Source organism: Streptomyces sp. NPDC002926 (assembly GCF_053591755.1).
Genome location: NZ_JBSFUK010000029.1, coordinates 46,275 through 65,926 on the forward strand (window position 1 = coordinate 46,275; position 19,652 = coordinate 65,926).

At 70.4% G+C, this 19,652-nt stretch carries 16 protein-coding genes; 5 read left to right on the forward strand and 11 right to left on the reverse strand.

What is annotated here, in order from left to right; all coding sequences use genetic code 11:
* Window positions 1-267: 267 nt before the first annotated feature.
* The 7 genes from ACWDZ6_RS28440 to ACWDZ6_RS28470 all read right to left on the reverse strand — a co-directional run bounded on the left by ACWDZ6_RS28440 (window position 268) and on the right by ACWDZ6_RS28470 (window position 8,813).
* Window positions 268-1,719 carry an aldehyde dehydrogenase family protein gene (locus tag ACWDZ6_RS28440; RefSeq protein WP_451505112.1) on the reverse strand — a complete coding sequence of 484 codons (1,452 nt, stop codon included), beginning with the start codon at window positions 1,717-1,719 and terminating at the stop codon, window positions 268-270.
* Window positions 1,716-3,455 carry an N-acyl-D-amino-acid deacylase family protein gene (locus ACWDZ6_RS28445; protein ID WP_451505113.1) on the reverse strand — a complete coding sequence of 580 codons (1,740 nt, stop codon included), beginning with the start codon at window positions 3,453-3,455 and terminating at the stop codon, window positions 1,716-1,718. Before ACWDZ6_RS28445 ends, ACWDZ6_RS28440 begins: the two co-directional genes overlap by 4 nt.
* Window positions 3,456-3,701: 246 nt before the next feature.
* Window positions 3,702-4,823 (reverse strand): LLM class flavin-dependent oxidoreductase, encoded by a 1,122-nt coding sequence (locus ACWDZ6_RS28450; protein WP_451505114.1) that lies wholly within the window; start codon window positions 4,821-4,823, stop codon window positions 3,702-3,704.
* A gap of 98 nt (window positions 4,824-4,921) precedes the next feature.
* A complete protein-coding gene (locus tag ACWDZ6_RS28455; RefSeq protein ID WP_366730952.1) occupies window positions 4,922-5,683 on the reverse strand; it encodes an SDR family NAD(P)-dependent oxidoreductase in 762 nt (253 codons plus the stop codon).
* Window positions 5,684-5,693: 10 nt separating this feature from the next.
* Window positions 5,694-6,599, reverse strand: a complete 906-nt coding sequence (locus ACWDZ6_RS28460; RefSeq protein WP_451505125.1) for an LLM class F420-dependent oxidoreductase — start codon at window positions 6,597-6,599, stop codon at window positions 5,694-5,696.
* A 180-nt stretch (window positions 6,600-6,779) separates the two neighbouring features.
* Window positions 6,780-7,193, reverse strand: a complete 414-nt coding sequence (locus ACWDZ6_RS28465; RefSeq protein ID WP_351446494.1) for a PaaI family thioesterase — start codon at window positions 7,191-7,193, stop codon at window positions 6,780-6,782.
* 399 nt (window positions 7,194-7,592) lie between these two features.
* Window positions 7,593-8,813: an amidohydrolase family protein gene (locus tag ACWDZ6_RS28470; RefSeq protein ID WP_451505115.1), complete on the reverse strand. Its 1,221-nt coding sequence runs from the start codon at window positions 8,811-8,813 to the stop codon at window positions 7,593-7,595.
* Between the two features lie 312 nt (window positions 8,814-9,125).
* On the opposite strand from ACWDZ6_RS28470, the gene ACWDZ6_RS28475 reads away from it, so the two are divergent.
* Both ACWDZ6_RS28475 and ACWDZ6_RS28480 read left to right on the forward strand, forming a co-directional pair.
* Window positions 9,126-12,071, forward strand: a complete 2,946-nt coding sequence (locus ACWDZ6_RS28475) for a BTAD domain-containing putative transcriptional regulator (protein WP_451505116.1) — start codon at window positions 9,126-9,128, stop codon at window positions 12,069-12,071.
* Between the two features lie 215 nt (window positions 12,072-12,286).
* The gene (locus tag ACWDZ6_RS28480) at window positions 12,287-12,556 is read left to right on the forward strand and encodes a hypothetical protein (protein ID WP_366730949.1); all 270 of its coding nucleotides are present in this window, start codon (window positions 12,287-12,289) and stop codon (window positions 12,554-12,556) included.
* Window positions 12,557-12,692: 136 nt separating this feature from the next.
* Here the strand turns inward: ACWDZ6_RS28480 and ACWDZ6_RS28485 are convergent, their stop codons facing one another.
* Window positions 12,693-14,255 carry a FadD3 family acyl-CoA ligase gene (locus ACWDZ6_RS28485; protein WP_451505117.1) on the reverse strand — a complete coding sequence of 521 codons (1,563 nt, stop codon included), beginning with the start codon at window positions 14,253-14,255 and terminating at the stop codon, window positions 12,693-12,695.
* A gap of 99 nt (window positions 14,256-14,354) precedes the next feature.
* Here ACWDZ6_RS28485 and ACWDZ6_RS28490 point away from each other — a divergent pair, with 99 nt between their 5' ends.
* The 3 genes from ACWDZ6_RS28490 to ACWDZ6_RS28500 are packed head-to-tail and all read left to right on the forward strand — an operon-like array spanning window position 14,355 to window position 16,718.
* Entirely contained in the window at window positions 14,355-15,503 is a 1,149-nt protein-coding gene (locus ACWDZ6_RS28490; protein ID WP_351446504.1) for a lipid-transfer protein, read from the forward strand.
* A 1-nt stretch (window position 15,504) separates the two neighbouring features.
* On the forward strand, window positions 15,505-15,945 hold the full coding sequence (locus tag ACWDZ6_RS28495; protein WP_326650666.1) for a Zn-ribbon domain-containing OB-fold protein: 441 nt from the start codon (window positions 15,505-15,507) through the stop codon (window positions 15,943-15,945).
* Complete coding sequence (locus tag ACWDZ6_RS28500; RefSeq protein ID WP_451505118.1) at window positions 15,942-16,718, forward strand: enoyl-CoA hydratase/isomerase family protein; 777 nt, start codon at window positions 15,942-15,944, stop codon at window positions 16,716-16,718. The genes ACWDZ6_RS28495 and ACWDZ6_RS28500 overlap by 4 nt, the downstream gene beginning before the upstream one ends.
* A gap of 102 nt (window positions 16,719-16,820) precedes the next feature.
* On the opposite strand, the gene ACWDZ6_RS28505 is transcribed toward ACWDZ6_RS28500, so the two are convergent.
* The 3 genes from ACWDZ6_RS28505 to ACWDZ6_RS28515 form a co-directional block, all read right to left on the reverse strand.
* Window positions 16,821-17,321 (reverse strand): hypothetical protein, encoded by a 501-nt coding sequence (locus ACWDZ6_RS28505; RefSeq protein ID WP_451505119.1) that lies wholly within the window; start codon window positions 17,319-17,321, stop codon window positions 16,821-16,823.
* Between the two features lie 153 nt (window positions 17,322-17,474).
* On the reverse strand, window positions 17,475-18,032 hold the full coding sequence (locus ACWDZ6_RS28510) for a hypothetical protein (protein ID WP_451505120.1): 558 nt from the start codon (window positions 18,030-18,032) through the stop codon (window positions 17,475-17,477).
* Between the two features lie 369 nt (window positions 18,033-18,401).
* Window positions 18,402-19,652 (reverse strand): outer membrane protein assembly factor BamB family protein (locus ACWDZ6_RS28515; protein WP_451505121.1); only part of this gene is annotated, 1,251 nt, incomplete at its 5' end.

Below are 19,652 nucleotides of genomic sequence, written 5' to 3' on the forward strand. Positions count from 1 at the left end.
GTGCGGCGGATCCACTCACCGGTCCGCCGCGCATCCGCCGCAGATCCGTGGGATCGAATCGCCGGTTCGGGTGCTCTCTGGGGTGACGCTTTCGCTCACCCCAGGAGGTCCCGATGTCCCCGACGGAGACGAACCGGCGTGCCGCCACCGCTGTGGCGGCCGTGCCGGCCGCCGACGGGCTGCTGCACATGTTCTGGGCTACGGGCAGCCACTGGCCGGCCAACGACCCGAGGGCTCCCTCTGCCGGGCTCGGCGGCTCGGCGTGGCTCAGCCCGGCCACACCACCGACTGGAGCTCGCTGTACGCATGGAGCGCGTACGAGCCCACGTCCCGCCCCACACCGCTCTTCTTGAAGCCGCCGAACGGCGCCTCCATGTTCCTGCCGATCGTGTTCACGCCGACCCCGCCCGCCCGCAGCTCCCCCGCCACCCGGAACGCCCGCGCCACATCCCCCGACCACACGTAGTCGATGAGGCCGTAGTCGCTGTCGTTCGCCAGCGCGATGCCCTCCTCCTCGTCGTCGAACGGCACCACCACGACCACCGGGCCGAAGATTTCCTCGCGCACGACGCGCATATCGTTCGTGCAGTCCGCGAAGAGCGTGGGCGCGACATAGAAGCCCTTCTCGTACGCGGGACGCCCGCCGCCGGCGACCAGGCGCGCGCCCTCCTTCCTCCCCAGTTCGATGTACGACTCGACCCGGTCCCGGTGGGCCGCGGAGATCACCGGGCCCACCACCGTGCCCTGCTCCGCCGGATCGCCGACCTTCAGACACCTCAGATATCCGGCCAGCTTCTCGACCAGGAGGTCGTGGACGCCGCGCTGCGCGATCACGCGCGTCGGCGCCGTACAGATCTGGCCGCTGTAGAAGGAGAACGTGGTGCCGATGCCCAGTACCGCGGAATCCACGTCCGCGTCGTCGAAGACGAGCGCCGCGCCCTTGCCTCCCAGCTCCATGAGTTGCCGCTTCATCCCGCGACCGCAGACTTCCGCGATGCGCTGCCCGACAGCCGTCGAGCCGGTGAAGCTGACCATGTCGACATCCGGGGAGTCGACGGCGGCCTCGCCGACGGCCGGGGCGGAGCCGGTCACCACGTTCACGACGCCGGGCGGCGCTCCCGCCTCCGCCAGTGCCTCGGCCATCCGGTAGACGGAGAGCGGGTCCTGCGGGGCGGGCTTCACGACCACCGTGTTGCCCATCGCGAGCGCGGGCGCGACCTTGCCGGCCGGGTTGGCCCAGGGGTTGTTGTACGAGGTGATGCAGGTGACGACGCCTACCGGGCGGCGTACGGCGAGCGCACCGAACACGCCCGCCTTCCCCATCGGTCCCGCCGCGTTGACCTGCGGCGACAGCCCCTGCTCGACCGGCTCCAGCGCCCCCTTCGCGTACCGCCGGAAGCGGGCCGCGCCGACGGCGACCTGCATACCGCGCGCCGTCGCGGTCGTCGCGCCGCTCTCGGCCCGGGCGAGACGGGCGTACGGCTCGGCCTCGCGCTGGATGACATCGGCCGCCGCGTCGAGGATCTGGGCACGCTCCTCGGGTTTCGTACGCGACCAGGTGGTGAAGGCCTCGCGGGCAGCGGCGGCAGCGGCGTTCACCTGCTCGCGGCTCGCCTCGGGCGCGAGACCGACGGTCTCCTCGGTGGCCGGGTTGACGACCTCGTAGTGACCGTCGTCCGGATCGACCCACTCGCCGCCGATGAACAGCCGTTGCGTCACTTCGTACTCACGGTCCTTGTGTCACGGCCGGACCTGAGCACCGTGCCCGGGACCGCACCCGTCACCTCGTCGTCCCGTATCGTCTCGACGCCGTTGACGCGCACCGACACGATGCCGATGGCCTTCGCGTCCAGGCGCGGACTGTCGCCGGGCAGGTCGTGGACGAGTGTGGCCGGGCCCGCCTCGATCCGTTCCGGATCGAAGAGCACCAGGTCGGCGTGCCAGCCCTCCTGGACACGGCCGCGTTCGCGCAGGCCGAAGAGTTGTGCCGGGTCGTCGGTCAGCATCTTCACGGCCTCCTCGAGACCGACGAGCTTCCGGCCGCGCAGACAGTCGCCGAGGAAGCGGGTCGTGTACGGCGCTCCGCACATCCGGTCCAGGTGAGCCCCCGCGTCGGAGCCGCCGAGCAGGACGTCCTCGTGCTCCCACGTCTGCCGGCGCAGCTCCCACGAGGCGGGGTCGTTGTCGGTGGGCATCGGCCAAAGGACCGTACGCAGCGCGTCGTTGGCGCAGACCTCGACGAGGCAGTGGAAGGCGTCCTGGCCGCGCTCGGCGGCGATGTCCTTCACGACCCGCCCGCTGAGGCCCTCGTTCTCCTTGGAGTAGGTGTCGCCGATGACGTAACGGCCGAAGTTCGCGAGCCGGCGGAAGACTCCGGCTTCCTTGGAGTCGGCGCGGCGCAGCATTTCGGCGCGTACGTTCGCGTCGCGGAGTTTCGCGATCCGCTCGGGGACGGGCAGGGAGAGGACCTCACCCCAGCCGGGGATGAGGTTCAGTGCGCAGAAGGTGCCCAGCGACATGTTCATCGGCGTGAGTATCGGCATGGTCAGGGCGACGATGCGGCCACCGGACTTCCTCGCCCGCTCACTCGCCTCGAGCTGGCGCGGCACACGCTCGGGGACGGACGCGTCGATGGTGAGGACGTTCCAGTTCAGCGGCCGTCCGGCGGCCGCTGTCATATCGACGAACAGGTCGATCTCCTGGTCGGCGAACTGGTCCAGGCAGCCGGCGACGATCGCCTCCAGCTGGGTGCCTTCGTGCTCGGCGACGGCCCGTGACAGCGCGAGGAGTTCGGCAGGCCCGGCGTGCCGCGATGCGACCGGCCGGCCGTCCCCGTCCGAGTGCGTGGAGGACTGGGTGGTGGACAGGCCCCACGCGCCCGCGTCCATCGCGTCGTGGAAGAGCCGCAGCATGTCGTCCAGTTGCCCGGGCGTGGGCCGGCCGCCGACCGCGTCCGGGCCCATGACGTATCGGCGCAGTGCGCAATGGCCCACCATGAAGCCCGCGTTGACGGCGATCCGGCCCTCCAGGGCGTCCAGGTACTCGCCGAAGGTGTGCCAGTTCCACGGCGCGCCCTCTTCCAGCGCGACCAGCGACATGCCCTCCACCTTGGACATCATGCGGCGGGTGTAGTCGGCGTCCTCGGGACGGTCGGGGTTGAGCGGGGCGAGGGTGAAGCCGCAGTTGCCGCCGGCGACGGTCGTCACTCCGTGGTTCATGGAGGGAGTGGCGAACGGGTCCCAGAAGAGCTGGGCGTCATAGTGCGTGTGCGGGTCGACGAAGCCGGGGGTGAGGACGAGCCCGGACGCGTCCTCGCTCGTCCTGGCCTCCTCGGCGACGGTCCCGGGTGCGGCGATGAGGGCGATGCGCCCGTCCCGTATCCCGACGTCGGCGAGGTATGCGGGCGCGCCGGTCCCGTCCACGACGGTCGCCGAGCGAATGAGGTGGTCGAGCATGACGGGTCCCTTCAGCACGATGTTGATCAGTTCATGGTTCCGGCCGGGGGCACGTGCGGCAGGCCGCTGCCGACGGGCACCCGGCCGGAACCCGGGGACGGCGGTCCGGGAGGCCGCCGCCGTTCTGTGGGGGCGGGGGTTCCCCTGCCCGCCCCTTCGCTCGACCGGGACTCCGCCCCGGACCCCGCGCCTCAAACGCCGGCCGGGCAGAAATGTCGGCCCGTCCGGGGGGCTGGGCCCGTACCCTCAGCCGGCCGCCTGGCGGAAGCGGGTCGTCCGGTGCACCGGGTCCGTGTCGATCTGCGGGATCACATGCTCGCCGATCAGCTTGATCGTGTTGATGGTGTCCTCGTACGAGATCCCGATCGGGAGCCCGAAGGACAGCTGGTCCGCGCCCGCCTGCTCCCAGCGCTTGCACTGCTGCAGCACCTCACCCGGGTCGCCGCAGATCATCAGCTCCTCCGCGATGAGCAGTTCGATGATCTCCGCGGTGTACTCGGGCAGCAGCTCCGGCCACTCGGGGATGCCCTCGGGCCTCGGGAAGGTGTCGTGATAGCGGAAGAGCAGGGACTGCAGATAGTTCAGTCCGCCACCGACGGCTATCTCGACGGCCTTTTCGTGCGTCGGGGCGCAGATCGCCGTCGACGTCACCATCACGTTGTCGTTGACGAAGTCGCCGATCGCCTTCGCCTCCTTGACGGCCGTCTTGTAGGACTCGACGACCCACTCCATGTCGGAGACCTTCTGCACACTGAAACCCAGGACGCCGAGGCCCTTCCGGCCCGCCATGGCGTACGAGGACGGGGAGCCGGCCGCGTACCACATCGCCGGGTGGGACTTCCCGTACGGCTTCGGCAGGATCTTCCGCGGCGGCAGCGACCAGTGCTTGCCCTGGAAGCCGGCGTACTCCTCCTGGAGCCACATTTTGGGGAACTCGGCGATGGTCTCTTCCCAGAGTTCCTTGGTGTGGTTCATATCGGTGATGCCTGGCATGAAGCCGAGGATCTCGTGGCTGCCTGCGCCGCGGCCCGACCCGAACTCGAAGCGCCCTTCGGAGAGATGGTCGAGCATGGCGACCTTCTCCGCGACCTTCACAGGATGGTTCACGGGCGCCAGCGGGTTGAAGATGCCCGAGCCCAGATGGATCCGGTCCGTCGCGTGTGCGAGGTACCCGAGGTACACGTCGTTCGCCGAAAGATGCGAGTACTCCTCCAGGAAGTGGTGCTCGGAGGCCCAGGCGTACTTGAAGCCGGACGTGTCCGCCTGGATGACGTACTCGGTCTCCTCCATCAGCGCCTTGTGCTCCGCGAGCGGTTCGGTCTCGGCGCGCTTGCCGACGTATCCCTGTACAAAGAGCCCGAATTCCAAAGGGGTTCACCGTCCCTTTTACTTTCTGACGCATCGTCAGATTTCGATGTGGTCGACTGTTCCACCGCGCTCGCGAGGCGTCAATAGCCGACGTCCGGTCAGAAGAGGCTCACTCCGGCGAGCCAGCCGCCGTCGATGACGAACGGCTGCCCGGTGATGTACGAGGAGTCCTCGCTGCTCAGGAAGAGCACCAGCTTCGCCACCTCCTCCGGCTCCCCGACGCGGCCGAGCGGTACGAGCTTCCGGTACAGCTCGCCCACCGCCGCCGGGTCCACGCCGCCCGGGTTGCTCATCGGCGTGTCCACCGCACCCGGGCAGACCGCGTTGACGCGGATCTTCCTGGCGGCCAGCTCCAGCGCGGCGACCCGGGTCAGGCCGAGAATCGCGTGCTTGGTCGCGGCGTACGCGCCCACGCCCGCCATGCCCGTCAGAGCCGTGTACGAGGCGGTGTTGACGATCGTCCCGCCGCCCGCCGCCCCGATCTCGGGCGCGACGTTGCGTATGCCCAGGAAGCAGCCGATCTGATTGACCTGGATGATCTGCTGGAACTCCTCCAGCGGCGTGGACACCAACTCGTTGAAGCGCAGGATGCCCGCGTTGTTGACCAGCCCGTCGATCTTCCCGAACGCGTTCTTCGCCGCGGCGACCGCGGCGATCCAGTCGGCCTCCCGGCTCACATCCAGATGGACGTACGCGGCTGTGTCCTCACCCAGCTCCTTGGCGACGGCCTCGCCCTGGTCGTCCAGCACATCCGCGAGCACCACCTTCGCGCCCTCCGCCGCGAGGAGCCGCGCCTCCTGCTCGCCCTGCCCGCGCGCCGCACCGGTGATGAGGACGACGCGTCCGTCGAGCTTTCCCATGCCACTCTCCTCAGGTCAGGTGCGGAACAACGTCGGCGGCGAACGCCGCCATCTGATCGATGAGTTCGGCGCGGCTCCGGCTGCGGAACCGGACCTGGATCTGGTGCACGCCCATCGCGGCGTAGGCGCGCAGCGACTCGGCGAGGGCGTCGGGCTTGCCGCTCAGCGTGCGGCGTCCGACCTCCCAGTCCGCCTCCCCCACATACAGCGGCTCGGTGATCGCCCCGATCTCGATGGGTTCGGTGACGCCCGCCTTTTCGCGCAGCGCCCTCAACGTGGCGATCTGCGCCGGGAGTCTGTCGCGCGGGTCGCCCTGGGGCAGCCAGCCGTCACCCCGCACGGCGGCCCGGCGTACCGCGGCGGGCGAGGAGCCGCCCACCCAGACGGGTATCCGCTGCTGAGCGGGCCTGGGCCGCTGCCCGAGCCCGCTGAAGGAGAACCGCTCACCGGCGAACTCGGGGTACTCCTCCTGGCCGAGCGCGGCCCTGAGCGCGTCGATCGACTCGTCGAGTACGGGCCCGCGCGCGGCGAAGTCCACGCCGAGCGCCTCGAACTCCTCCCGCACATGCCCGGCCCCGACCCCGAGGATCAGCCGTCCGCCGGAGAGGTGGTCCAGGGTCGCGTACTGCTTGGCGCTCAGGAGCGGATGCCGCAGCCCGACGACGGCCACATGGCTGAGCAGCAGCACACGCTCGGTGATCCCCGCGAGGTAGGAGAGCGTGGCGACGGGGTCGTACCAGACGGTGGACATGGCACCGGCGAGCCGGCGCGGGATCGCGACATGGTCGCAGCTCGCGAGATACGCGAACCCGGCCCGGTCGGCGGCCCTGGCGATCTCGGCGAGATCCTCGGCTCCCGCGCCGGCCTCCCACGGCTCCGCGTAGATGGTGCTCTGGGACTGGATCGGCAGCTGCATCCCGTACGACAGCCGCCCCTGGGGCAGTGCGTGCACCGCGCCGCCTCCTCGCCTGATCTGACACTACGTCAACTGTCCGGACGGGGTCATCGTCGTACCTGACGGTTCATCAGACAAGGGGTGCGGTGGTGCGGGTGCGGGGTGCCGGGGGGAGTGGGCGCCGGGCCGCGGTGCTTCGCCTCAGCCGAGCAGGGCGTACACGGTGGAGGCCCGTGCGGCGACGTCCTGCGAGCCATCGGCGGTCATGGTGATGTCCGCGAACGCCATACGCCGGCCCAGCTTGGTGATCCTGACGTCGATCAGGACGTCCGTGCCGGTGATCGCGCGCTGGAACGTACTGGACTGCTGGACCGTCGTCATCGGCGCGAAGCCGCCGAGGGCGGAGGCGACGGCGATGACGGTGGCGGTGTCGGCGGCGGCCATGAGCGCCTGCCCGGACAGGGCGCCGCCCTCACGGGCGAGGCGGTCGCTCCACGGGAGTCGGAGAGTCGCATGCCGTTCGCCGGCCTCTACGACGGAGAGCCCGAGGTCGAGCACCCAGGGGGCGAAATTGTCGGCGAGGATCTTGTCGGCTTGGGCGGGGGTGAGCGTCATCCTTCGATGGTGCCAGTCGTCCGGCCATGTGGGGGGTGTCCCGGCCCCGCAGTCGTCCGGCCACGTGGTCAGGCTGGGCCGGGGGGCGTTGGTGGTGGCCGTCGGTGGGCGGTTTCCACCGACGAACCGAGTCTCACCCGGCCACGCGGTCAAGCCGGGCCGGGGGCGTTGGTAGTGGCCGTCGGTGGGCAGCTTCCACCGACGAACCGAAAGGATCGGCGGCCGAATCGGGGTCAGGCGACAGGACCCCGTACGCCGCCGACCCCGAGGAGCGAGCCCGGAGGGGCGCCGGAGCCCGCATCGGGCAAGAGCCCGCAGCCCGCCGGAGGCAACCCGCATCGGACAGGGCCGGACGACCCCAGGCCCGGGCGGCAAAACCCCGCGCCCCCGCCGGAGGCGTTACGCGCCGGGCCACAGCCCGTCCGGAGTCAGGCCCAGCAGTTCAATCGCGTTGCCGCGCACGATCCGGTCCACCACATCCGGTGCCAAGTGGCCCATCTGGCTCTCCCCGACCTCCTTCGACTTCGGCCATGTCGAGTCCGAGTGCGGATAGTCCGTCTCGTACAGCACGTTCCCCACTCCGATCGCGTCCAGGTTCTTCAGCCCGAACGCGTCGTCGAAGAAGCACCCGTACACATGCTCCGCGAACAGCTCCGACGGCGGCCGCAGCACCTTGTCCGCCACCCCGCCCCAGCCGCGGTTCTCCTCCCAGACCACATTCGCGCGCTCCAGGATGTAGGGGATCCAGCCGATCTGGCCCTCCGCGTACATGATCCTCAGACCCGGGAAGCGCTCGAACTTGCCGCTCATCAGCCAGTCGACCATCGAGAAGCAGCAGTTGGCGAAGGTGATCGTCGAGCCGACGGCGGGCGGCGCGTCGGCGGACGTCGACGGCATCCTCGACGACGAACCGATGTGCATCGCGATCACCGTCCCCGTCTCGTCGCACGCCCGAAGGAACGGATCCCACTCGTCCGTGTGCACCGACGGCAGCCCGAGGTGCGGAGGAATCTCCGAGAAGGCCACCGCCCGCACACCCCGCGCCGCATTGCGCCGGACCTCCTTGGCCGCCAACTCCGCGTCCCACAGCGGGATCAGGGTCAGCGGTATGAGGCGGCCGCGCGCCTCGGGGCCGCACCACTCCTCCACCATCCAGTCGTTGTACGCGCGCACGCCGAGCAGCCCCAGTTCGCGGTCCTTCGCCTCGGTGAAGGTCTGGCCGCAGAAGCGCGGGAAGGTCGGGAAGCAGAGCGCCGACTGGACGTGATTGACGTCCATGTCGGCCAGGCGCTCCGGCACCCCGAAGGAGCCCGGCCGCATCTGCTCGTAGGTGATGACCTCGAGCCTGATCTCGTCGCGGGCGTATCCGACCGCCGTGTCGAGACGGGTCAGCGGCCGGTGCAGATCCTCATAGACCCACCAGTCACCGATAGGCCCGTCATCGCCCTTCGCGCCCATCACCGGGGCGAACTTGCCACCCAGGAACGTCATTTCCTTCAGCGGCGCCCGGACGATGCGCGGGCCGATTTCCCGGTACTTCGACGGGAGCCGGTCCCGCCAGACGTTGGGGGGCTCAACCGTGTGGTCGTCCACCGAGATGATCTTGGGGAAGGTCTCCATGGGCCCACGGTAGCGCCGATCTGACGACTCGTCAGCTACTGACCCGGGACGCCTCCCCGGCGCGGGCCCCTGACTCGCCATGAACCCCGTCTATACATGCTGTGCATAGTGCGATGACGCACGCGGCCGGTCAGCGGCCGCCCCTGACGGGAGGCACCGGCACAGATCACAGAGACGTAGATCGGCAAGAGGGGTTAGCGCAGAAGCCGACGCGGGCAGGGCGAGGAGGAGACGCCCCGCTGCTGACGGGGCCACCATGCACAGGGCAGACTGTCGAGGGCGATTCCGGCAGTACGGGGGCAGGGAGCAGCTATGGACCGTGACAGCGGGCCACGCGTACCGGAGCAGCGGACTCCGAAGCAGAGCGGCGTCATTGACCTGCGCTTCAGCGTGCTCGGCCCGGTGCGTGCCTGGCGCGGCGGGGAGGCTCTGCCGTCCGGCTCGCCGCAGCAGCGCGCCCTGCTGGCCGCGCTGTTGCTGCGCGACGGCCGCACCGCGACCGCTTCCGAGCTGATCGACGCGATCTGGGGCGAGGACCCTCCTTCACAGGCGCTCGCGGCGGTACGGACATACGCCTCGCGACTGCGCAAGGTGCTGTCCCCGGACGCGCTGGTCAGCGAGTCGGGCGGCTATGCGATACGGGTGAGGCGCGATGCCCTCGACCTCTCGGCGGCCCAGGAGCTGGCGGTGGAGGCGGAGAAGGCGCGCGCCGCCGGGGACCGCGCCCAGGCGCGCGCGCTGGTGAACAAGTCGCTGGGGCTGTGGGACGGCGAGCCGCTGGCCAATGTGCCCGGGCCGTACGCCGAGAACCAGCGGGCCCGCCTGGAGGAGTGGCGGCTCCAGCTGCTCGAGACCCGGCTCGACCTCTGCCTGGAGGTCGGCGCCCATGCGGAGGCGGTCTCGGAGCTGACCGCGCTCACCGCGGCGCACCCGCTGCGGGAACGGCTGCGCGAACTGCTGATGCTGGCGCTGTACCGCAGTGGACGGCAGGCCGAGGCACTGGCCGTGTACGCCGACACGCGCCGGCTGCTCGCCGAGGAACTGGGCGTCGACCCGCGCCCGGAGCTCTCCAGGCTCCAGCAGCGCATTCTGCAGGCCGACGTGGAACTGGCCCGGCCGAGCGAGGAGCCTGCCCCGGCTCCGCAGATCACCAGGCCCGCCCAACTCCCCGCCACGGTGCCCGACTTCACCGGCCGCGCCTCCTTCGTACGCGAACTGGGCGGCCAGCTGGCCACCGCCGAGGGCTCCGTCATGGCGGTCTCGGCGCTCGCCGGCATAGGCGGGGTCGGCAAAACGACCCTCGCCGTCCACGTGGCCCACGAGGCCCGGCCGCACTTCCCGGACGGTCAGCTGTACGTCGACCTGCAGGGCGCGGGCAACCGCTCCGCCGATCCGGAGACGGTCCTGGGCGCGTTTCTGCGGGCCCTGGGCACGGCGGACTCCGCCATTCCGGACTCGCTGGACGAGCGGGCCGCGCTCTACCGCTCGACGCTGGACGGCCTGCGCGTCCTGGTCCTCCTCGACAACGCGCGGGACGCCGCCCAGATCCGCCCGCTGCTGCCCGGCACGCCAGGCTGCGCGGCGCTGGTCACCAGCCGGGTCCGGATGGTGGACCTGGCCGGGGCGCACCTCGTCGACCTGGATGTGATGTCGCCGGAGGAGGCACTGCAGCTCTTCACCAAGATCGTGGGTGAGGAGCGGGTCACCTCCGAACGTGAGGCGGCGCTGGATGTGGTCGCGGCGTGCGGGTTCCTGCCGCTCGCGATCCGTATCGCGGCCTCGCGCCTCGCGGCCCGCCGCACCTGGACAGTCTCGGTCCTGGCCGCGAAGCTCGCCGACGAACGCCGCCGCCTGGACGAGTTGCAGGCGGGCGACCTCGCGGTCAAGGCCACCTTCGAACTGGGCTACGGCCAGCTGGAGCCGGCCCAGGCCCGCGCCTTCCGCCTCCTCGGCCTCGCCGACGGCCCTGACGTCTCGCTCGCCGCGGCCGCGGCTGTACTGAATCTCCCGCCCCAGGTGACGGAAGACCTGCTGGAGGCCCTTGTCGACACCTCGCTGCTGGAGTCGGCGGCGCCGGGCAGGTACCGCTACCACGACCTCGTACGGCTCTACGCGCGTGCGTGCGCCGAGCGTGATGAAGAGACGCCCGCGGAGCGGGAGTCGGCGCTGACCCGGCTGCTGGACTTCTATCTGTCGACGGCCGCACGGGTGTTCGCGATAGAGCGTCCGGGCGACCGGCTGGTGGACCACCTGGCGCGTACGGAGTACGAGGGCCTGGTCTTCACGGACGGACACGACGCGCAGGACTGGCTGTACGCGGAGGCGAACTGCCTGCTCGCGAGCGCACGGCAGGCCTCGAGCGGTAAGCGGCTGCGCCTCGCCGTGGATCTGCTGTGGGCCGCACAGGATCTGGCGGAGTCCGGCGCCAACTCCAAGCTGTACGAGAGCGTGGCCCTCTCGGCGCGCGACGCGGCCCGTGCCACCGGCGACGTCCGTACCGAAGCGCGGGCGCGCACCTCGCTGACCAACGTGCACATGGTGGCGGGCCGTTACGACGAAGCGGACGAGGAGGCCAAGCGGGCGGCGGTCCTCGCGAAGTCCGCCGAGGACCCGGCTCCGGTCTACTGGTCGGACAACGACCGCGGCATCATCGCCTTCAACCAGGGGCGGCACGCCGAGGCCGAGGAGCACCTTCGCCGGGCGACGGAGGGTTCCCGTGCCGACGACAACCGCCCTGGCGAGGCCAGCGCCCTGTGCAATCTCTCCCGGGTCCAGCTGTCGATGGGCCGGACCTCGCAGGCCATCACCCTCGCCGAGCAGGGCGTGGACATCTACGACCGCATCGGGCACACCCTGCGGCTGGCCAATGCCCGCTACGCCCTGGGGGTCGCACTGACCCATGCGGGACGCCACACCGAGGCGCTGGATCAGCTTCTCGAAGCTCTGGAGAGGTTCGAGACGAATCGGCAGCGCCTGTGGGAGGGGACGACACACTTCCGCATCGCGCAGGCCCACCTCACGGCCCGCCGGCCCGCACAGGCCGCCCAGCACGCCGAACAGGCGCTCGCGAGCGGCTGCATCGGCGGCGACCGGACCCGCGCGAATGTGCTGATTACGCTGGGCAGGGCGCTGGACAGCCTGGGCCAGGCGGACCGCGCGCGTGCCTGCTGGCGCGAGGCATTGTCCCTGCACGAGCAGTCGGGTGCTGCGGAAGCGGAGGAAGTGCGCGGGCTTCTTGCCCCTCTCAGCGCAGCATGAGGGCCCCCCGCCAGGGCGTTCATTGAATGTTTATGCTCGTCCGACATGCTCAGTGCATTCGATCCGTCGCGTCGGGGGGCAGGCGGATCCCGGGACCTACACCTCCGCTTGGGGGCGAGCGGTCCCCCTGGCCTTCTGTCCGGCGACCCTCGGGGGAGTCTCCGGGCAGAAGGCCACCTTCGGTATCGTCGGGCAATCCCATGGGGGACAGAAAAATGAGCAACACCGAGAAGAAGCCGGAAGAGATCACCACTCTCAGCGATCACCACACGCCGGCCCCGCCGCAGGGCGCCGCCATCGTGCAGAGTGACCACCACACTCCCGTCCCGCCGAAGGACGGCGTCACCACCATGAGTGACCACCACACTCCGGTCCCGCCGAAGGACGGCGTCACCACCATGAGCGACCATCACACGCCCCTCCCGCCGGCGGACGGCATCACCACCATGAGTGACCACCACACGCCCCTCCCGCCCAAGGGCTGATCCGAACTCCACTCGACGGGGTGCGGCCGCGGCGGCGCGGAGGGGGAGCCGCCGCGGCCGCGACATGTCCGGTGCCGATCGCTGAGGTGCCGGGTCCCTGGGGGGTCGGGCCGCCGAAGTGCTCGCCGCCCGGCGATCAGGCGCGCTCGCGCGAGCGCAGCTCCGTCTTCAGGACCTTCCCGCTCGCGTTCCTCGGCAGCTCGCTCACGAACTCGACCTGCCTCGGCACCTTGTAGTTCGCCATCTCCCGTCGCGACCAGGCGATCAGGTCGTCCGCCGTCAACGTCGAGTGCCTGCGCCGTACCGCGTACGCCTTGCCCACCTCGCCCAGCCGCGGGTCCGGGACGCCGATCACCGCGACATCCGCGATATCCGGGTGCAGGCCCAGCAGTTGCTCGATCTCCGCCGGATACGCGTTGAAGCCGCCGACGATGAACATGTCCTTGATCCGGTCGGTGATGCGGAGATTGCCCGCATCGTCCAGCACACCGACGTCGCCCGTACGCAGCCAGCCGTCCTCGGTGATCGCCTTCGCCGTCTCCTCGGGATCCTCGAAGTAGCCCTGCATCACATGGTGTCCGCGCACCAGCACCTCGCCCGGTTCGCCCCGGCCCGCCAGCACGCGGACCTCGGTGCCGGGGATCGCGCGGCCCGAGGTGGACGCGATCGTCTCCGGGGCGTCGCCTCGGCGGCACATGGTGACGATGCCGCTCGCCTCGGAGAGGCCGTACGCCGTGAGGACCGTGGCGATACGCAGCTCGCTGCGCAGCCGCTCGACCAGCTTCAGCGGCACGACCGCCGCGCCGGTGACGACGAGCCGCAGCGCGCTGAGATCGTGCTGCTCGCGGGCCGGGTGGTCGAGCAGGGACTGGTGGAGGGTCGGCGGTCCCGGCAGTACCGAGATGCGTTCGGAGGCGATATTGGCCAGGACCGTGTCCACGTTGAAGACCGGCTGCGGGACCATCGTCGCACCCCGCGTCAGACAGGCGATGATGCCCGCCTTGTAGCCGAATGTGTGGAAGAACGGGTTCACGATCAGATAGCGGTCGCCTTCGCGCAGCCCGGCGAGATCGCTCCAGACGTCGTAGCAGCGCAGCGTCTGGGCGTGGGTGATGACGGCGCCCTTGGGCCGGCCCGTCGTCCCGGAGGTGAAGATGATGTCGGAGGGCGCGGACGGGTCGATCGCGTCGGCACGACCGCGGACGTCCGCGGACGAGATGGCGTCGCCGCCCGCCAGGAAGTCCTTCCAGGAACGGAAGTCCGCCGGTGCGCTGTCCGCCAGCACCACCACCTGCTCCAGATGCGGCAGGTCCACTTCCGCGCGACGCAGGGACGCGACGTACGAGGTGCCCAGGAACGTGCCCGTCACGAAGAGGAGTCTGGCGCGGCAGCACTGGAGGACGTACGCCGCCTCGCCGCCCTTGAAGCGGGTGTTGAGCGGCACCAGCACCGCGCCGGCTGTCACCGCGCCGAGTGCCGAGACGATCCAGTCGAGGGTGTTGGGTGCCCAGACGGCGACCCGGTCGCCGGGCTCGACGCCGGACGCCATGCAGGCGGCGGCGGCACGCTCGACCCGCTCGCCCAGTTCGGCGTACGAGACCCTGCTGCGGCCCTCGACGACGGCCTCCCGCTCCCCGTACCGTTCGGCAGCGCTCCGTACCAGTCCCGGGATACTGCCCCACTCCAGGTCGCCGCGCATCGCAAGCCCTCCCACCGCACCAGCTAGCTGACTAACCGTCAGATTAGCTGTAGCCTGACGCGCTGTCAGCAGTGAGGACGATCGCGGAGGTGGTGCCCCGTGGCGACGCTCAAGGACGCGGCGGCGATAGTCGGCACAGGACAGACGCCTTTCGCCAGGCAACTCCCCGAATCCGAGAAGACCCTGGCCTGCCGCGCCATCCTGGCCGCGCTCGACGACGCCGGTATCGATCCGTCCGAGGTCGACGGCTTCGCCTCGTACACGATGGAGGAGACGGACGAGGTCGAGATCGCCAAGGCCATCGGAGCCGGGGACGTGACCTTCTTCTCCAAGGCCGGTTTCGGCGGCGGCGGTTCCTGCGCCACCGTCGCCCATCTCGCGGGCGCTGTCGCCACCGGTCAGGCGAGCGTCGGCATCGCCTGGCGCTCCCGCAAGCGCGGCAGCGGCCCGAGGCCCTGGAAGAACACGGCTGTTCAGCTGCCCACACCCGCCCAGTGGACCCGCCCCTTCGGTCTGCTGCGGCCCGCCGACGAGATCGGCATGCTGGCGCGGAGATATATGCACGAGTACGGCGCCACTCGCGACCATCTCTTCAATGTCGCCCTCGCCTGCCGCAACCGCGCCAACCAGAACCCCGCCGCCGTCATGTACGAGCGGCCGCTGACCCGCGAGATGTATATGTCCGCCCGCTGGATCAGCGAGCCGCTCTGCCTCTTCGACAACTGCCTTGAGACGGACGGCGCGCTGGCCTGTGTGATCGTCTCGGCCGAGCGGGCCCGCGACTGCAGGCAGAAGCCGGTGTACATCCACTCAGCCGCCCAGGGCCTGCCCGCGCAGCACCACGGGATGGTCAACTACTGGAACGACGACCCGCTCACCGGACCCGCGTGGACGGCCGCCAGACAGCTGTGGAAGACCGCCGACTTCGGTCCGCAGGATGTCGATGTGGCGCAGATCTACGACGCGTTCACCCCGCTCGTCCCGCTCTCCCTGGAGGGCTACGGCTTCTGCGGACGGGGGGAAGGCGCGGCCTTCACCGAAGGCGGCGCGCTGGAGATCGGCGGCCGGCTGCCGGTCAACACCGGCGGCGGAGGTCTGAGCGAGGCGTACGTCCACGGCTTCAACCTCATCACCGAGGGCGTGAAGCAGCTGCGCGGCACCAGCACGGCGCAGGTCCCGGACGCCGCGACCTGCCTGGTCACGGCCGGCGAGGGAGTGCCCACTTCGGCTGTTCTGCTGAGGAGTTGAGATGGACTCACTACTGATGCCGGTCGTCGACGACGACGGCGCGCCCTTCTGGGAGTACGCCGCTCGCGGCGAGCTCCGCGTGCAGGCCTGCGCCGAACCGGACTGCGCCGAGCTGCGCTTCCCGCCACGGCCCTGCTGCCCGCACTGCCGGTCCTTCGACAGCGAGTGGCGCAGGATGAGCGGGCGCGGCCGCATCTGGTCGTTCGTACTCCCCCATCCGCCGCTGCTGCCCGCGTACGCCGCCCAGGCGCCGTACAACACGGTCGTCGTCGAGCTACTGGACGCGCCCCGTATCCGCCTGGTCGGCAATGTGGTCGCGGCGCCGGACGCGCCGCTGAACTCGGTCGTGCCGGCGCGGCTGCGCATCGGGGCCGCCGTGAAGGTGGCGTTCACCGAGCTGGACGGGATCACCGTGCCGCGCTGGCTGCTGGAGCGGGCATGAGCCTTGGCATCGACACGTACAAGGAGACGGGTGTCGCACTCGTCACGCTGGACCGGCCCGAGCGGCACAATGCGATCGATCTGGCGATGGCCGGTGAACTGGCCGATGTCTGGCGCCAGTTCCGCTTCGACGACTCCGTGCGGGCGGTGGTGGTGACCGGAGCGGGCACCAAGGCGTTCTGCACCGGCATCGACCGCTCGGTGCGGGTGCCGCAGCCCTCGTCCCCGTACACGATCGACGATCCGCTGATCGCGATCGGCCCGAAGGCGAACGACCTGTGGAAACCGGTGATCTCGGCGGTGGAGGGGATGGCCTGCGGCGGGGCGTTCTATCTGCTCGGGGAGAGCGAGTTCCTGGTGGCCTCGCGGGAGGCGACGTTCTTCGATCCGCATACGACGTACGGCATGGTCAGCGCGTACGAGTCGATCTCCATGGCGCAGCGGATGCCGTTCGGCGACGTGGCGCGGATGGCGCTGATGGGGACGGCGGAGCGGATGTCGGCACGGCGGGCGTACGAGACGGGGCTGGTCTCGGAGCTGACGGAGCCGGGCGAGGCGGTGGCGACCGCGCTGCGGGCCGCAGCGGTGGTGGCGTCGCACCCGACCGATGCGGTGCAGGGGACCGTACGGGCGGTGTGGTCTGCGCGCGAGGCGGCCAGATCGCAGGCGCTCGCCCACGCCCCGCACCTGATCACGCTCGGGAATCTGCCGTCCGAGCGCCAGGCGGAACTCTTCGAGGGCGGGCGGGGCGGGGGGAGTTACGTGGTGCGGTAGCCGTGGGCCGTCCCCCTGCCCTCCCCTTCCCGCGACCGGGCTCCGGAATACGCCCCGCCGGCGACCCGGGTGCGGGCCGGGGCTCCGCCCCGGCCCGGGCCGTCAGCTCGCAGTACGGCTCGCGCTGATGACTTCGCACTTCTTGTACTCGGAGCCGTCACCGGAACCGGTGTACGGAGTGCTTGCCTTGCCGGGCGCGGAGGCACCGGGCGAGACCTTGAGGTCCTCGACCTTGGCGATGGCGAGGTTGACCTTCGTGTCGCCGAGGTCGCCCTTGAACTGCAGGCTCACGTCGTACTTGTAAGTGAGCGAGTCATTGTTGGTGACAGTGATCTTCGCGGTGAGGTTCTTGCCGGAGGCGTCCAGCCCGCACTCGTCGATCTTGACGTCACGCTCGGCCCGGTGGGCGCTGGAGCCGCCGCTCAGAGAGCCGGTGGAACCACCCGAGGTGGCGTTGTCGTTGTTGTGGCTCCCGCCGCCGCTGCTACTGCTGCTGTGGCTGCTGCCGCCACCACAGCTGCCGCCGTGGGAACCGCGGGCTCCGGTCAGCGCGACGACTGCGATGCCGAATACGGCTATAGCGCGGACATGACGAATCTTCACGTTTCAACCCCCGTTGAAAGTCGTGTCAGTGAGTGGGCTCGATTGACGAGCACACGTCACCCTAGCAGCGGATGATCGCCACGACGCCCACGAAAAGGCCGACGCGGAGGCCCCGAAGAAGCCCCGAATCGGTCCCGCAGCGGCCTCCTGCGCTCAGTCGTCGAGCAGTGCTTCGGCTTCGCATTTCTTGACCCGTGCCACCAGTTTGGGGCTGCGCATGCCGACGTTGACGGTCCCGGTCTCGCCGCTGTCCAGCGTGACGTCGGCGTTTCCGCGGTCGACGATCGCACCCGCGGCATCCAGGAACACCACCTCGACCCGGTACCTGTGCGTGACCCCGTAGTCCGCAACCACCTGCACCGTGGCGGACGTTGTCGCCCTGCGCTTTCCACGGCCCTTCTTCACACAGGTGACGACGGTCGCCTGAGGCGAGCCGGTGGCGGTCGCCGTGGGCGTCGGCTCATCGGTGTACGAGTCCGAACCCGATGAACCGGACGACGAAGAGCCGTAGTCGTCGTCATTGTCGTAGTCGCGGTAACCGCCGTTCGACTTCTTGGAGTTCGAGCAGCCGCCCGAGCCACCCCCGCTGCCGTGCGACCTGCTCTTGCCGCCTCTGCCGCCCTTGCCGCTCGAGGCCGAACTCGAGAAACCGGTCAGCGCCAGCACCACCACGACCAGTACGGCCGCGAGCCTGAGACGTCGGCGCAGCATCGCCGGCCCTCCCCCTGTGCTTCCCGCTCTTGATGTACCTGACAATCGCGCGCCACCGTAGCAGTCGCGAATCAGGGGTGGGCAGTCGCGTGGGCGGTCGCGTCCGTGACGGCCGTCGTACCAGTCACGGAAGGGGCTCCGTACGGCGGCCGTCGCTCCGACGAGAGCGAGGATCGACCGATGATGATGCGGATCGTCGCCGGCCTCCTGGGGGATGCCGCTCTCGACCACGACGCTACGCCCGGACGGTGCCGGTCGCCATCGGGGCACTCGCCGGACGGACCGGATGTCCGGGCCGTCCGCGCCCCGAGCCGTCCGGGCCTTCCGGACGGTCCGTACCCCGGATGTCCGTGCCTCCGTGCCGTCCGGCTAGCGTGCGCCGCCCGGAGCGCCCCTGCCGGTGGCCGTGCCCTTGACCGCGTCCAGCGCGTACACACAGCGGTCCTTGCTGCACGCGTACACCACACCGCCCTGCGCCACCGGAGAGCCCGTGATCTCGCCGCCCGTCGCGAGCTTCCAGCGGAGCTGGCCGCCGCTCGCGTCCAGGGTGTAGAGCACATGGTCCGCGGAGCCGAAATGGACCCGGCCGTCGGCGACCACCGGGGCGCCGACGACCTCGCCGCCCGCCGCGAAGCGCCACATGGGTGTGCCTGTCACCGCGTCCAGGGTGTAGAGCGCACTGCCGCTGCCGACATGGATGTTGCCGTTCGCGACCAGCACCGGCTCGATGGACTGCCTGGATTCCGTGGCAATGCGCCAGCGGTCCTTGCCGGTCGTGGCGTCCAGGGCGTACACCGTGCCGAGGTAGTCGACGAGATAGACACCGCCGCCCGTCACCGCGGGGCCCGGCGCGAAGACCGGCGGCGAGAGGAAGACCGCGGGCGACTCGAAGTGCCAGCGCACCAGGCCGTTGGAGATGTCGATGGCGAGTACGCGGGTGCCGGCCGCGACATAGACATAGCCGTCGGGCGCGGGCTGCACCCGTACCGGCACATTGCCGCAGGAGGCCGCGTCGCCGACGGGGTACGACCAGCGCTCGACACCCGTACGGGCCTCCAGCGCACGCAGCCTCGCGTCCTGCCACACGTACACCGTGTCGTCGAAGATCGCGGGCCCGGCCTCGGGCGTCTCGAACTCCGTCTGCGCCCCGGCCGTCTCCCAGAGCTTCTCGCCGCTGGATGCCTCCCAGGCCTGTACGCCGCCGCCGCGCGTCCCGGTGAGGACCGTGCCGCGGTCGGCCTTGAGGCAGTACACCCAGGCGTCGGTCTGGAGCCGCCACCGCTCCTGGCCGTTCGTCGCGTCGAGTGCGTACAGCGTCGGCCCGTCCGAGGCGTGGATACGGCCTCCGGCCACCGCCATCGCCCACGCCACGTCCCTGGTCTTGAACTGGCGCCGGCCGCTGCCCACGTCCAGGGCGTGCACCTCGAAGGACGTCACATACAGCAGGTCGCCGGCCACCACCGGCGTGCCCCAGACGTCGTTCGACATCCGGAACCGCCACGGCCGCCAGTGTCCGGCCGCGCCGTCCGGCGGTGAAGCGGGCGGCGGCACCGGCGCCGCCACGGCGGCCGGTCCCGGAGACGGTACGGCGCTGGTCGGCGCCACCGCGCCGTTCAGCCC

Excerpts from the sequence above, each read along its gene's own strand:
- ACWDZ6_RS28460 (WP_451505125.1), bottom strand. The coding sequence starts at position 6,599 with ATGCAGCTGCCGATCCAGTCCCAGAGCACCATCTACGCGGAGCCGTGG.
- ACWDZ6_RS28455 (WP_366730952.1), bottom strand. The coding sequence starts at position 5,683 with ATGGGAAAGCTCGACGGACGCGTCGTCCTCATCACCGGTGCGGCGCGC.
- ACWDZ6_RS28475 (WP_451505116.1), top strand. The coding sequence starts at position 9,126 with ATGGACCGTGACAGCGGGCCACGCGTACCGGAGCAGCGGACTCCGAAG.
- ACWDZ6_RS28445 (WP_451505113.1), bottom strand. The coding sequence starts at position 3,455 with ATGCTCGACCACCTCATTCGCTCGGCGACCGTCGTGGACGGGACCGGC.
- ACWDZ6_RS28495 (WP_326650666.1), top strand. The coding sequence starts at position 15,505 with ATGGACTCACTACTGATGCCGGTCGTCGACGACGACGGCGCGCCCTTC.
- ACWDZ6_RS28480 (WP_366730949.1), top strand. The coding sequence starts at position 12,287 with ATGAGCAACACCGAGAAGAAGCCGGAAGAGATCACCACTCTCAGCGAT.
- ACWDZ6_RS28485 (WP_451505117.1), bottom strand. The coding sequence starts at position 14,255 with ATGCGCGGCGACCTGGAGTGGGGCAGTATCCCGGGACTGGTACGGAGC.
- ACWDZ6_RS28500 (WP_451505118.1), top strand. The coding sequence starts at position 15,942 with ATGAGCCTTGGCATCGACACGTACAAGGAGACGGGTGTCGCACTCGTC.
- ACWDZ6_RS28465 (WP_351446494.1), bottom strand. The coding sequence starts at position 7,193 with ATGACGCTCACCCCCGCCCAAGCCGACAAGATCCTCGCCGACAATTTC.
- ACWDZ6_RS28470 (WP_451505115.1), bottom strand. The coding sequence starts at position 8,813 with ATGGAGACCTTCCCCAAGATCATCTCGGTGGACGACCACACGGTTGAG.
- ACWDZ6_RS28510 (WP_451505120.1), bottom strand. The coding sequence starts at position 18,032 with ATGCTGCGCCGACGTCTCAGGCTCGCGGCCGTACTGGTCGTGGTGGTG.